This window comes from Kitasatospora sp. SolWspMP-SS2h, assembly GCF_003259315.1.
GTDB lineage: Bacteria > Actinomycetota > Actinomycetes > Streptomycetales > Streptomycetaceae > Kitasatospora > Kitasatospora fiedleri.
Map to the genome: position 1 here is coordinate 134,973 of NZ_QLLT01000009.1, position 13,103 is coordinate 148,075.

10 protein-coding genes and 1 pseudogene are annotated in these 13,103 nt (G+C 75.8%); 8 read left to right on the forward strand and 3 right to left on the reverse strand.

The window, feature by feature from the left end:
- Positions 1–86: 86 nt before the first annotated feature.
- Positions 87–2,423 carry a SulP family inorganic anion transporter gene (locus tag K353_RS13220; RefSeq protein ID WP_111553783.1) on the reverse strand — a complete coding sequence of 779 codons (2,337 nt, stop codon included), beginning with the start codon at positions 2,421–2,423 and terminating at the stop codon, positions 87–89.
- 423 nt (positions 2,424–2,846) lie between these two features.
- Complete coding sequence (locus tag K353_RS13225) at positions 2,847–3,833, reverse strand: ATP-binding protein (RefSeq protein WP_111553784.1); 987 nt, start codon at positions 3,831–3,833, stop codon at positions 2,847–2,849.
- Between the two features lie 203 nt (positions 3,834–4,036).
- On the opposite strand from K353_RS13225, the gene K353_RS13230 reads away from it, so the two are divergent.
- A complete protein-coding gene (locus K353_RS13230; protein ID WP_100837534.1) occupies positions 4,037–4,918 on the forward strand; it encodes an oxidoreductase in 882 nt (293 codons plus the stop codon).
- Between the two features lie 464 nt (positions 4,919–5,382).
- Here the strand turns inward: K353_RS13230 and K353_RS13235 are convergent, their stop codons facing one another.
- Positions 5,383–6,288 carry an HAD family phosphatase gene (locus K353_RS13235; RefSeq protein WP_255410726.1) on the reverse strand — a complete coding sequence of 302 codons (906 nt, stop codon included), beginning with the start codon at positions 6,286–6,288 and terminating at the stop codon, positions 5,383–5,385.
- Positions 6,289–6,854: 566 nt separating this feature from the next.
- On the opposite strand from K353_RS13235, the gene ssd reads away from it, so the two are divergent.
- The 7 genes and pseudogenes from ssd to K353_RS35550 all read left to right on the forward strand — a co-directional run.
- Positions 6,855–7,952: a septum site-determining protein Ssd gene (ssd, locus tag K353_RS13240; RefSeq protein WP_111553785.1), complete on the forward strand. Its 1,098-nt coding sequence runs from the start codon at positions 6,855–6,857 to the stop codon at positions 7,950–7,952.
- A 447-nt stretch (positions 7,953–8,399) separates the two neighbouring features.
- A complete protein-coding gene (locus tag K353_RS13245) occupies positions 8,400–9,641 on the forward strand; it encodes a TadA family conjugal transfer-associated ATPase (protein ID WP_233533564.1) in 1,242 nt (413 codons plus the stop codon).
- A gap of 94 nt (positions 9,642–9,735) precedes the next feature.
- A complete protein-coding gene (locus K353_RS13250; protein ID WP_233533549.1) occupies positions 9,736–10,815 on the forward strand; it encodes a type II secretion system F family protein in 1,080 nt (359 codons plus the stop codon).
- A gap of 436 nt (positions 10,816–11,251) precedes the next feature.
- Positions 11,252–11,896 carry a type II secretion system F family protein gene (locus tag K353_RS13255; protein WP_233533550.1) on the forward strand — a complete coding sequence of 215 codons (645 nt, stop codon included), beginning with the start codon at positions 11,252–11,254 and terminating at the stop codon, positions 11,894–11,896.
- Between the two features lie 162 nt (positions 11,897–12,058).
- Positions 12,059–12,310 (forward strand): DUF4244 domain-containing protein, encoded by a 252-nt coding sequence (locus K353_RS13260; RefSeq protein WP_111553786.1) that lies wholly within the window; start codon positions 12,059–12,061, stop codon positions 12,308–12,310.
- A gap of 67 nt (positions 12,311–12,377) precedes the next feature.
- A complete protein-coding gene (locus K353_RS13265; RefSeq protein ID WP_233533551.1) occupies positions 12,378–12,713 on the forward strand; it encodes a TadE family type IV pilus minor pilin in 336 nt (111 codons plus the stop codon).
- Positions 12,714–12,758: 45 nt separating this feature from the next.
- A pseudogene (locus tag K353_RS35550) lies at positions 12,759–13,100 on the forward strand (Rv3654c family TadE-like protein); the annotation flags it as partial.
- Between the last annotated feature and the right edge of the window lie 3 nt (positions 13,101–13,103).

Below are 13,103 nucleotides of genomic sequence, written 5' to 3' on the forward strand. Positions count from 1 at the left end.
ACGGGTCTCCGTCGTGGCGGGCCTTCGCGGCCGGCACGCGTCGTCCGGCTCGTAGCGGGCGGCTCGTACCGGGCGGCGCGCGCCTCCTACGCGGCCAGGTCCTGCTCCGGCTCCACCCGCGCGTGCACCGGGGTGAACCGGCCGGTCGCGGCGTCCAGCACGTAGGTCTGGGCCGTGGCGAAGTCGAAGTACATCCCGACCAGCCGCAGCGAACCGTCCGCGACCCGGCGCCCCACCGCCGGGTTGGCCAGCAACTGGTCGAGCTGCTGCACCACGTTGGTGATGCACAGCTGCTCCACCACGTCCGCCGCCGCACGGCCTTCGAACTCGGCGGGGGCGCGCCGCAGGCGGTCCAGCGAGCTGCGGCCGTTGCGCAGCCAGCGGGCCAGCGCGGTGGGCGGGCCGGACGCCTCGGTGACGCCGTCCAGCAGGGCCTTCATCGCGCCGCAGCCGGAGTGCCCGCAGACCGTGATCGAGGCGACCTCCAGGACCTCCACCGCGTACTGGACGGCGGCGGCCACCGAGTCGTCGGCGGCACCCGGCTCGTACGGGGCGGGGGCCAGGTTGCCGACATTGCGGACGGTGAAGAGGTCTCCGGGGCCGGAGCTGGTGATCATGCTGGTGACCATCCGGGAGTCCGCGCAGGTGAGGAAGAGCTGCGAGGGCGTCTGGCCATCCCTGGCGAGGCGGGCCAGCTCCTGGCGGACCAGCGGTGCGGTGTGCTGCTGGAAGCCGCGGACGCCGTCGAGCAGGCGGACGTGCGGGTCGTCCTCGTTCTGCTCGATGCAGTGGTGGCCGACCCAGGGCGTCCAGGCCCGGCAGCGGTGCGGGCCGGGGGAACTGCCCGCGCGGACGGTGCCGTCCGGATCCAGCACGTCGTTCGGCCGGCGCTCGGTCAGCATCGCCACCTGCGCGCCGGAGTCCTGGTGGCCGGTGCGCCAGGCGTGCAGCGCCTCGTAGGCGGCGTGGTCCAGGAACGAGCCGTCGTGGTGGACCGTCACCCGGGCCCCGGCCGGGATCCGGGTCAGCGCCCGGCTCAGCTTGGGGACGGCGGCGAAGGTCAGCGGGCCGTGGGTGCGGACGGTGTACGAGCCGTCCTCCTCGGCCAGCACGTCGACGTGGGCGCGGGTCAGCCGGTAGAGGGCGAGCAGCATGGCCACCGCGCCGCCGAGCACCACCCCGAGCGGCACGCCGAGCAGCACCACTCCGAGCACGGTGGCCAGGTACACCGGGAACTCGCGGTGCCGGTGCACCCGGCGGATGTGCGCGAAGCTCACCATCTGCACGCCGACCACCAGCACCAGCGCGGCCAGCGCAGCCAGCGGGATCCGCCGCAGCCCGGCGGTCAGCGCGAGCGCGGCGACCAGCACCCAGCAGCCGTGCAGCACCGCGGAGGCCCGGGTGGCCGCCCCGGCCTGCACGTTGGCCGTGGAGCGGACGGCGCCGCCGGCCACCGGGAGGCCGCCGAGCAGCCCGGAGAACAGGTTGGACGCGCCCTGGGCGCGCAGCTCGCGGTCCAGGTCGCCGCTGCGGCGGGTCATCCGGTCGACCGCGACGGAGGACAGCAGCGACTCCACGCCGGCCACCGCGGTGACCGTCAGCATCAGGCCGAGCAGCACCGCCCAGTGGTCGGACAGCAGGGCGGAGGAGGGCAGCGAGAAGAACTGGTGGTGCTCCCAGACCGGGAGCTCGACCCGGGCCAGCCGCAGCTCGGCCAGCAGCGACAGCGTGGTGGCGGCGGCCACCGCGACCAGCGCGGCGGGCAGCCGGGCCAGCCGGGCGCCGATCCGGCCGGCCGCGCCGGGCAGTCGGCCGAGCCGGGGCCAGCCGTACAGGATCGCGAGCGCCAGCAGGCCGACCATCAGCGCGGGCAGGTGCGGCCCGGCCAGCTCGCCGGGCAGCGAGCGCAGGTCGGCCAGGGCCGAACTGTGCGGCGTGCCGCCGAGGATGACGTGCAGTTGGGCGATCGCGATGGTCACGCCGACACCGGCCAGCATGCCGTGCACCACGGCGGGCGAGACGGCGAGCGCGGCGCGGGCCACCCGCAGCGAGCCGAGCAGCAGTTGCAGCAGGCCGGCGGCGACGGTGACCAGGCAGGCGGTCGGCCAGCCGTACTGGGCGATCACCCCGGCGGTGACCACGGTCAGCGCCGCGGACGGGCCGCTGACCTGGAGGTGGGTCCCGCCGAGGAAGCCGGCCACCAGCCCGCCCACCGCGGCGGCGACCAGACCGGCCGTCAGCGGGGCGCCGGTGGCCAGCGCGATGCCGAGCGAGAACGGCACCGCGATGAGGAACACCGCGAGGGAGGCCGGCAGGTCGTGCGCCAGCAGGACGCGGACCCGGCCCGGGGTGCCGCCGGGCGGCGGCGGGGCGTGGTCGGTGGTGTCGGAGGCGGTGGGGGCGCTGGAGACGTCGAGTGTCATGGGTGTCTTCCCGTCTTCTTCCGGGGGAACGAACGCAGTCAGGTCCGGCGGTGGGTCTGGTCGGATCGGCTGTCGTGGGTCACAGCGGGTGCGGCGGGGCGGTGCGGCCGTGCGGAGCGTGCGTGGTGGCGCGTGGTGAAGGTCGTGCGTGGCGCCGCGTGGCGAAGGTGCGGCATTGCGGGGTGCGGCGGGGCCCGGGGCGCGGTGGCGACGGCCCGTGGCGTCCGGTGGTTCAAGAGTTGGTAAACCGGGAGTAATGGAACCTTTGCACAGCGTGTGCTTCGAGTGCCAGTACAAATAGGGGCGTTCACCACATCGTGTGGCACCCGGGCCGGTCGGGAATTTCCCGGCGGGAAGCCCGGAGGGGCCGGTCCGCCGGGCTGGGCAGACCGGCCCCTCCGGCCGGTGGAGCGGGGTGCCGGCTCAGACCCCGGCGGTGCTGGCCCGCTCGGCGCCCAGCACGTAGTCCGGGTCGACCTGGTCGGCCAGGTCGGCGCCGACCTTGGCGTTGCCCCAGCTCTCCGCGTTGCGCAGGTGGAAGCGGGCCGCCTGGGCGCTGTACCGGCGCGGGTCGCGCAGCCCGTGGGCGGCGTCGGCGGCGGTCCGCAGCCGGGTCAGCACCTCCCGGTTCGCGGGCTCCAGCTCGCGCAGCGGCGGTTCGTCCCCGCGCTCCAGCCGCCGCACCCAGCCGGACTGCCCGAAGCAGGCGTACAGGTCCTCGCCGACCTCGCGGCGCAGGAAGGCCAGGTCGTCCGGGCTCTGCACCTTGTTGCCGACCACCCGCAGGTGGACGTCGAAGTCCTGGGCGTACTCCTTGTACTGGCGGTAGACCGAGACGCCCTTGCGGGTGGGTTCGGCGACCAGGAAGGTCAGGTCGAAGCGGGTGAACAGGCCGGAGGCGAAGGAGTCGGAGCCGGCCGTCATGTCGGTGACCAGGTACTCGTCCGGGCCGTCCAGCAGGTGGTTGAGCAGCAGTTCCACCGCGCCGACCTTGGAGTGGTAGCAGGCCACCCCGAGGTCCTCCTCGGTGAACGCGCCGGTCGCCAGCAGCCGGACCGAGCCCTCGTCCAGGGCGACCGGGCGGGCACAGGCCGCGTACACCGGGTTCTCCTCGACGATCCGCAGCAGCCGGGAGCCGGGGCCGGGCGGGGTGGTCTTGATCATCTCCTCGGCGGAGCGGATCAGCGGGTTGTCGCCGCGCAGGTACTCCTTGATCTCCGGCAGGTGCGCGCCCAGCGAGGGGAGCGCGGCGGCCTGGGCGTCCGTCAGGCCGAGGGCCGGTCCCAGGTGCTGGTTGATGTCGGCGTCGACGGCGAGCACCGGGCGGCCGACGGCGGCCAGGTGGCGGATGAACAGGGCGGACAGGGTGGTCTTGCCACTGCCGCCCTTGCCGACGAAGGCGATCTTCATCTCTGAGTCTCCGGCTCTCTGGCTCTGGGGTGTCCGTGGGGCTCCGACGGCCCCGGTGCTTGTTGGAAACCGTTATCGTAACCGATTAGTGGACATGCTAGCGGTGGTTTGGGGGGCGCACATGAGGGAACGGCGGATTGCCACGAAAGGGTGACCCGGGGGTTGCCTCCCCGTCGCCCGGTGGATTCATTACTCTCGGGTAGGTGACCACAGGAACTGACCCGCTCGCCCCGCTGGCCCAGCTCGCCGGGGTCCCCGAGGCCGTCGCCGAAGTGCGCAAGAACGTCGACCGCCTCTACGGGCACCGCGTGATGCGGCGCCGGGCGGGCGAGGTGACCTCCGAGTCCGCGCTGCGCGGCGCCCGCGCCTCGGCCGCCCTGGACGGCGCCGACTGGCCGCTGGAGGAGGTCCGCCGCCGCACCGACTTCGGCGCCGACCCCGAGGCCCGCACGGTCGGCGCCGCGCTCCGCCTGTCCGCCGAGGCCGGCCAGCTGCTCAGCGTCTGGCGCACCTCCCCGCTCCAGGTGCTGGCCCGGCTCCACCTGCTCGCCGTCGGCGACGGCGACCCCGCGGCCGGCCGCCCGCGCCGCGACGGCGAGGAGGCGGCGCCGCTGTTCCCGCGGGAGGTCGCCGCCACCGAGGGCGAGGCCCCGGCCGGCCCGGTCGGCGAACTCCCGCCGCCGCCCCCGCCCGCCGAGACGGCCGCCCGCCTCGACCAGCTCGCCGGGCTCCTCACCGCCCGCACCGAACGCCCCACCGGCGGCGCGCCCGCCCTGGTGGTCGCCGCCGTCGTGCACGGCGAACTGCTCGCGCTGCGCCCGTTCGGCACCCACAACGGCCTGGTCGCCCGGGCCGCCCAGCGGATCGTGCTGACCGCCGAGGGCCTCGACCCGAAGGCGATCTGCCCCGCCGAGGTCGGCCTCGCCGAACTCGGCACCGCCGCCTACCGGCAGGCCCTGCTCGGCTACCTGGAGGGCACCCCCGAGGGCGTGTCCCGCTGGCTGGTGCACTGCGCCGCCGGGCTCGGGCTGGGCGTGCGCGAGAGCACCGCGGTGTGCGAGGCGATGCAGCGCGGCATGGTCTGAGGGCCCCGCCCGGACGCGGGTCGGTCCCGCCTCGGCGCGCTCCCGCCCGGGCGCGGGCCGATTCCGAGCGGTGCCGGAACCCGTGGCTCCGGAATCCGCCGGTCCCGGAACGCAGTTGCGGCGACGCCCGAGACTTCCGGGCGTCGCCGCTGGTACGGAGACCGGGTTACCAGTGCATGCACCGTTTCTATGCCCATCAGGCGGGGTCCTGTGCCCGTTCGCCTGGTGCGGCGGCCCGTCAGCGGGTCGGCTGCATGTGGGTGCCCGGCTGTCCGTACGTCGGTCCGTGGGGCCTTAACTGCGTTGTCGGTTCGACCTCTTGGGGTCCTGACCGGGTCTCGCGGGCCGTACCCCATTTCTACCTCAGATCCGCCGAAAGAGGAACCCGAAAACAGGTTCTTTACGGGTTTGCGTGGAGGTTTGTCCGATTTTGCGAACCCGGCGGCGGTCGGACCGGCCGCCGCTCAGGCCGCCACCGGGCGCCGCCGCCGCGCGCTGTACCAGAGCACCCCGGCCGTCAGCACCGCCGTGCCGATCGCCACCGCGGCCACCACCGAGCGGCTCGGCGCGTGGAACTCCGGGAGCCTGCGGGTCAGTTCGACCGGCCGGCTGAACGCCAGCACCGGCCACTCGCGGGCCGCCGCCTCCTTGCGCAGCGCCCGGTCCGGGTTGACCGCGGCCGGGTGGCCGACGGCCTCCAGCATCGGCAGGTCGGTCGAGGAGTCGCTGTACGCGTAGCAGTTGGCCAGGTCGTAGCCCTCCCGCTCGGCCAGCTCCCGGATCGCCGCCGCCTTGTTCTCGGCGTACGCGTAGTACTCGATCTCGCCGGTGTAGCGCCCCTCCTCGACGTGCAGCCGGGTGGCGATCACGTGGTCCGCGCCGAGCAGTTGGCCGATCGGCTCGACCACCTCGGAGCCCGAGCTGCTGACGATCACCACGTCCCGTCCGGCCGCGTGGTGCTGCTCGATCAGCGAGGCCGCCTCGTCGTAGATGAGCGGGTCGATCATGCCGTGCAGGGTCTCCGCGACGATCTCCCGGACCTGCTGGACGTTCCAGCCGCGGGTGAGCGAGGACAGGTAGGCCCGCATCTTCTCCATCTGGTCGTGGTCCGCGCCCCCGACCAGGAAGATGAACTGGGTGTAGGCGCTCTTCACCACCGAGCGGCGGTTGATCAGGCCGCCCTGGTAGAAGGGGCGGCTGAACGCGAGCGCGCTGGACTTGGCGATGATCGTCTTGTCGAGGTCGAAGAAGGCGGCGGTGCGGGGCGCATCGTGGCCGCCCCGGTCCGCGCGGTGGCCGGTTCCGGCGCCCGCGTCGGGCCCGGCAGCGGCGTCGCGGTCGGCGAAGTCGGCGTTCTCGGTGGTGTCCACGGGAACCGAGGATAGAGGGGCGGGCAAAAGGGAGGGCCATTCGGTGGACCCGTGGGCGTGCGGGTTTGTGTTTCTGGCCGGTCGGGTACACCATGGAAGTCACGGATCGTTCGCGCGACCGTGCTAACCCGGTCCGGCTCCTCCCCCCCGAGCCGGGCCGTGGATAGACGACCCCCGCTCTCCCCCCCGGCGGGGGTCGTCGCATGTCCGGGCCCATTTCCCTTGGCAGTTGAGCCTGTAGGGAGTGGTGGTGCCGATGGTTGCGGGGGGTGCTCCAGCGGCTCCGGAGCCGCTGTCGAGGGTTCTTCGCACCCCAAGTTTCTGTCACTCTGCGTAGTTGTGTGAGTGTCATATCGGTATACCTGAAGTGTCAATTCCGAACTGATTTAGCCCCCGTCCGAGTGACCCCGGTTATCCACAGGGGCGAGTTATCCACAGGCAATCGGAAGTCGGCTGACGCATTCCGCGCCGTCCTGCACCGTGGTGTCCGCGCCGCCACGCGGAGCCCGTCCGGGCCACCGCGCCCGACGCGCCGTCAGACCGTCCCCGCACCACGGGAGGCCGCCTTGTCCGCTTCCGTCACCGACCCGCACGCCACCGCGCCCGAGCCCCCGCCCGGGCCGCTGGTCCTCACCGGCGACGCCGCGCTCGCCGAACAGCTCACCCGCCTGTGCGCCGCCGCCGGGGCCGAACCGCGGCTGCTCGGCGTCCCACCGCCCGCCCGGCTGTGGGCGGACGCCCCGCTGGTGCTGGTCGGCGACGACCTCGCCGAGCAGTGCGCCGGCCTCGCCCGCCGGCCCGGCGTCCTGCTGCTCGGCCTCGACCTCGACGACGGGGAGGTCTGGGTCCGCGCCGTCCGGCTCGGCGCCGAGCACGTGCTCTTCCTGCCGGACGCGCAGCCCTGGCTGCTCGACCGGATCGCCGACGCCACCGAGGGCGTCGGGCCACCCGCCCTCACCGTCGCCGTGCTCGGCGGGCGCGGCGGCGCCGGCGCCTCCACCCTGGCCTGCGCCCTCGCGGTCTGCGCCGCCCGGGCCGGGCACCGCACCATGCTGATCGACGGCGACCCGCTCGGCGGCGGACTCGACGTACTGCTCGGCGCCGAGCAGGCCGGTGGGCTGCGCTGGCCCGACCTGGCCGCCTCCCGCGGCCGGATCAGCGGCACCGAGCTGGCCAAGGCGCTGCCCGAGCCGCACCGGCTCAGCACCCTGTCCTGGGACAGGTCCGACACCCTGGCCATCCCCGCCGAGGCCATGCGCAGCGTGCTGGCGGCCGCCCGCAGACGCGGCGGGCTGGTCGTCCTCGACCTGCCCAGACAGCTCGACGCGGCCGCCGCCCAGGCCCTCGAACAGTCCGACACCGGGCTGCTCGTGGTCCCCGCCGAACTGCGCGCCCTGGCGGCCGCCGACCGGGTCGCCGCGGCCGTCCGGATACGGCTCACCGACCTGCGGGCCGTCGTCCGCACCCCCGGCCCGTCCGGGCTCACCGCCGCCGATGTCGCCCGCGGCCTGCACCTGCGGCTCGCGGGGGAGCTGGCCCCCGAGCCCGGCCTGGCCCTGGACGTCGAACGGGGCACCCCGCCCGGCCTGCGGGAGCGCGGGCCGCTCGCCCGGTTCTGCGGGCGATTCCTGACCGAAGCGATGCCGCCCGTCGTGGCGGCCTGAGGAGCGACCATGACCAACCGCCTGCACGCCATCGACTCCCGCGCCATCGACTCCCGCGCCGTGGACCTCCGCGCCGTGGACCAGGAGGCCATCGACTCCCGGGCCGTCGACTCGGGCGCCGTCGGTGCGGACGCCGTGGGCGTCCGTACCGAGGACGACCGTGCCCCGAACGATCACCATGGCGGTCGGCGGGCTGCCCGGCGGCCGATCGCCCGCACCCACCGCCGGATCGCCGTACCGCGGCCCCGCAGCCTCGTCAGTGCCCCGTCGCAGCCCGTGGAGGACGTCCTCCCGGCCGGGGACGGCGGGCCCGCCCCCGAGGGCCGATCGGCCCCGCCGGTGCGCTACCTGGTGCACCGCAAGCCGCCCGCCGCCCCGGCGGACGACGGGCCGCCGACCGTTCCCGTCGCGGGGCCCGCCGGACCGGTCCAGGGCGAGGCCGCCGACCTGGTGGACGCCGTCCGGATCCGACTCGCCGAGGCGGGCGCGCCGCCCACCGCCGGGTCGGTCGCCGCCGCGCTGCGCGCCGCCGGGCCCCCGCTCGGCGGAGCCGACGTGCTCAACGCGGTGCGCAGCCTGCGCTCCGAGATCGTCGGCGCCGGCCCGCTCGACCCGCTGCTGGCCGAGGACGGCGTCACCGACGTCCTGGTCAACGGCCCCGACCAGGTCTGGGTCGACCGCGGCCACGGTCTGGAACGCGCCCCCCAGGTGCGCTTCCCGAACGCGGACGCCGTCCGTCGGCTCGCCCACCGACTCGCCACCGCCGCCGGACGCCGCCTCGACGACGCCCGCCCCTGGGTGGACGCCAGGCTGCCCGACGGCACCCGGCTGCACGCCGTCCTCCCCCCGATCGCCGCCGACTGCACCCACATCTCGCTGCGCACCAGCCGCCGCGAACCCTTCACCCTCCCCGGACTGGTCGCCGCCGGGGCCCTGCCCCCGTCCGGGGCCGACCTGCTCGCCGCCGTCCTACGGGCCCGGCTCTCCCTGCTGGTCTCCGGCGGCACCGGCACCGGAAAGACCACCCTGCTCGCAGCCCTGCTCGGCCTCGTCCCCGGCAACGAGCGCATCGTCCTCGCCGAGGACTCCGCCGAACTGCGCCCGGACCACCCGCACGTGGTCCGGTTGCAGTCCCGCCCGCCCAACCAGGAGTCGCTGGGCGAGCTGACCCTGCGCGACCTGGTCCGGCAGGCGCTGCGGATGCGGCCCGACCGGCTGGTGGTGGGCGAGGTCCGCGGCGCCGAGGTGGTCGACCTGCTGTCCGCCCTGAACACCGGCCACGAGGGCGGCTGCGGCACCGTCCACGCCAACACCGCCGCCGACGTGCCCGCCCGGCTGGAGGCCCTCGGCTCGCTGGCCGGCCTCGACCGGCACTCCCTGCATAGCCAGCTCCGGGCCGGACTGGACGCGGTCGTCCACCTCGGCCGGGACCGCGCCGACGGCCGCCGCCGGGTCACCGGGCTGCACCTGCTGGTCGGCGGGCCCGACGGCCTGACCGGCACCGCCGCCGCCGTCCACTTCGACCGCGACGGCCGGGCCCGCCCCGGCCCCGGCTGGCCCCGCCTGCGGGAACTGTGCGCCGAACGCGGCCTCGACCTCCCGCCGCACCCGGAGGCCGCCGGTGCCGGAGGCGGGGGCGGGGCGGGCCCGGAGGACGTCGCCATCGAGCCTGCGGAGGAGGGGACATGACGGTGGGCCGACTGGAGTGCGTCTGGGGGATCGCGCTGTGCGTGCTCGGGGTGGTGGCGTGGCGTCTGCTGCGCTCCGCGGTCAGGGGGCTGTGATGGCCGTTTCGGTCGAGGCACTCGGAGCGTCCGGGGTGCTGGCGGGTGTGTTCCGGCCCGGCGGTGCGGCTCGTGCGGCGGCTCTGCTGGGGGCGGCCGCCGGGGCGATCGGTGGGGTGCTCGTGGCGGCCTGGCTGCTCGGCGTGCGCCGCCGGGTGTGCGGTGGCGGCCGGGTGCGGCGGGTGCTGCACGGGCATCGGGGCCGGGGCGGGCCGTCGGGCCGGTTGGGGCGGGTGCGGGCGCTGTGGCGGCGTCGGCGACCGCGCTGGCTGGTGCCCGAACTGCTGCTGCTCCCGCTCGGGGCGGTGGTGGGGCACGGCACCTCCTCGGTGCTCCCGGTGGCCGGGGCGGCCTGCGGAGTGGTCCCGCTCCGGCGCTGGCGGGCGGGGCGGCGCACGGCCCGGGCGGCCCGGCGGCGGGCCACGGCGGTGATCGATCTGTCGGCCGGGCTGGCGGCCGAGCTGCGCAGCGGTGCCACCCCCGAGCAGGCCATGCACGCCGTCCTCGCCCGGGCCGCCCTCGACTGGGGCCGCCGCCTCGGTGCCGAACCCGCGGCCCGGTTGGCGGCGGGCCGCTACGGGGCGGACCTGCCTGCGGCGCTCCGCCTGGTGGCCGAACTACCGGGCGGAGCGGGTGCGGCGGCCATGGCGGCCTGCTGGCAGGTCAGCACCGAGAGCGGCACCGGCCTGGCGGCCGGGCTGGACCAGGTCGCGGACGCGCTGCGGGCCGAACGGGCCCTCAGCGAGGAGATCGCGGGCGAACTCGCAGGCCCGCGTACCACGATGGCCGTCCTCGCCGCCCTGCCCGCCGTCGGCCTCGGCCTGGGGGCGGCACTCGGGGCGGATCCCGTCCACGTTCTGCTGCACACCCCGGTGGGCCTGCTCGGCCTGCTGGTCGGGGCGGCCCTGGAGACGGCTGGAATCCTCTGGACGGCCCGGATCGTCCGCTCCGCCGAGGACGCCCCGGCCCGCCCCGGACCGGCCCGCCCCGCTACCGCCGGTTGCGGGATCTCCCGGACGCGCGGCGACCTCCGGCTCGCGGCTCCGCAGTCGCCGACGGTGGGGCCGGTCGGGTGGTGACGACCTTCGGGCGGGAGGCCCGGGCTCAGCAGGAGGCTTCGACCAGCCACGGCAGCAAGGTGATTGACGGTTGCTCGGCGAGGAGGACGGTGGGCGGCGGATGGCGCGGTACGGCCTCCGGGGCGCCGTGCCGGCACCGGGGCGGGAGTCCTTCGGTCAGATCGGGAGGGGTGGACGTGGCCAGGGAGCGAGGACGGCGCGGGGTGGTGCGGGCGCGGGGCGATCCAGGGGTTCGGTGCGGGTGGCGACGAGTGTGGGAGGCGAGGTGGACGTGATGGTGGTTCTGGTGCCGACGGCGGTTGCCGGGTTGGCCGGGGAGGTGCTGGCGGCGGCGCGGTGGCGGGCGGTCCGTCGGCGGATCGAGCGGTGCGTTCCGGCGGTGTCGGCCACTGCGGGACGGAGCGGGCGACGCGGGCGACGCGGGCGACGCGGGCGGGTGACGGCGGGGGTACGGCGGGCGGTCGGGTGGCTGGCGGGAGATCGGCCGCTGGCGGTGCTGCTGGGCATCTCGGTCGGGGCGCTGGTCGGCGGCTGGGCGGGCCCGGTGGTGGGTCTGCTGGCCGGTGGGGCGGCCTGGCGGCTGCTGCCCCGGGTGCGGTCGCCGGACGGGCGCCGGCAGGCGACGGGGCAGGACTGGCTGGTCCGTCAGCTTCCGCTGACCGCCGAGCTGTTGGCGGCCTGCCTCGGGTCGAGCGGTTCCCCGGCCGGGGCGGTCGCCGCCGTTGCGGACAGCGTGCCGGCCCCGATGCGGGATCGCCTGGCCGTGGTCGCCGCCCAACTCTCGCTCGGGGCGGGCCCGGAGCGCTGCTGGGAGCAACTGGCTTCGGACTGTCCGCCGTTGGCACCGCTCGCCCGCTGCCTGGCCCGCACCAGCCTCAGCGGTACCCCGCCGGCCGCCACGCTGACCGGTCTGGCCCAGTCCCACCGGGCGGCGGCCGCCCGGGCGGCGCACACGAGGGTCCGGCGGGCCGGAGTGCTGGCGACCGCACCGCTCGGGCTCTGCTTCCTGCCCGCGTTCGTGCTGATCGGAGTGGTACCGGTGGTCACGGGGCTGACCGCAGCCTTCTCCCAGCGCCTGTGAGCAGCACCGCTCGGGTGCGCGGCCTCCCCGGGGCCCTCGCGGTGCCCCCCGCCCCTCTCCTGCCGTGCTCCCGTTGCGCTCTTGAGCCCTCTGCGGCGCTCCGGCCGGTTCGAACCAGCTCGGTCCTGTGGCCGATCCACTGTCAGAGAAAGGAATTTCACCATGAAGAAGCTCGTCGGGGTTGTCCGGCCCGCCGCCGTGGTGCTCGCCGTCCGCAGGTGCGGGGGCTGGTTCCGACACCGCTACCGGAGGGTGGCGGACGGTCCGCAGGACGCCGGGATGAGCACCGCGGAGTACGCGATCGGCACCGTTGCGGCCTGTGCCTTCGCCGCCGTGCTCTACAAGGTGGTGACCAGCGGCACGGTCTCCGGAGCGCTGTCCGAGATCCTCGAACGGGCCCTGCATGCGGTCTGACCGGAGGCCGACTGGCCAGAGATCGACTGACCGGAGACCGACTGATCGGAGACCGGCGGACAGCGGGATGGTCACGGCGGAGACCGCGGTCGGGCTTCCGGCCCTGGTGCTGCTGGCGGCGATGCTGACCTGGGGCGTGGTGGCGGCCGGCGCCCAGATCCGCTGCGTGGACGCGGCGCGGGTCGGCGCCCGGGCCGCCGCCCGGGGCGACACCGACGCGCTGGCCCGGGCCGCCGCCGCGGCCCCGCGCGGGGCGAAGGTCGCCATCGACCTGGACGCCACCACCGCCCGGGCCACCGTGGAGGCCCCCTGCCCGGGCCCGGGCCGCCTCGCCGCCCTGCTGTCGGTCCGGCTCACGGCCACGGCGGTCGGCGCCCGGGAGGACGTTCCGGCTGACGGCTGAGGCCGACGGTGGAGGCCGCCGACAACGAACGGAAGGAGACGGCTCATGCGGGTGAGGGTGAGGGTGCCAGTACTAGCGCGGGGGAGCGGCGCGCCGCCGGGAGCGGCGGGCGACCGCGGTTCGGCGACGGTGTGGCTGGTGGCGCTGGGGTCACTCGGGGTGGTGGTGTTCTCGGCCTGCCTGGTGCTGGGGACAGTGGTGGCCGCCCGACACCGCGCCGAGTCGGCTGCCGATCTCGCGGCCCTGGCCGCCGCCGACCGGCTGCTGCTCGACGAGGACGGCGGCTGCGGACGGGCCGCGGCACTCACCCGGGCCCAGGAGCGGGCCGAACTGGTCTCCTGCCAGGTCCTCCCGGGGCAGGACGCGGTGGAGGTGGTGGTCCAGGTCCCG

Bases quoted from the DNA above. Each gene is read 5' to 3' on its own strand.
- K353_RS13225 (WP_111553784.1), bottom strand. From the start codon at position 3,833: ATGAAGATCGCCTTCGTCGGCAAGGGCGGCAGTGGCAAGACCACCCTG.
- K353_RS13260 (WP_111553786.1), top strand. From the start codon at position 12,059: ATGAAGAAGCTCGTCGGGGTTGTCCGGCCCGCCGCCGTGGTGCTCGCC.
- K353_RS13220 (WP_111553783.1), bottom strand. From the start codon at position 2,423: ATGACACTCGACGTCTCCAGCGCCCCCACCGCCTCCGACACCACCGAC.
- K353_RS13265 (WP_233533551.1), top strand. From the start codon at position 12,378: ATGGTCACGGCGGAGACCGCGGTCGGGCTTCCGGCCCTGGTGCTGCTG.
- K353_RS13250 (WP_233533549.1), top strand. From the start codon at position 9,736: ATGGCCGTTTCGGTCGAGGCACTCGGAGCGTCCGGGGTGCTGGCGGGT.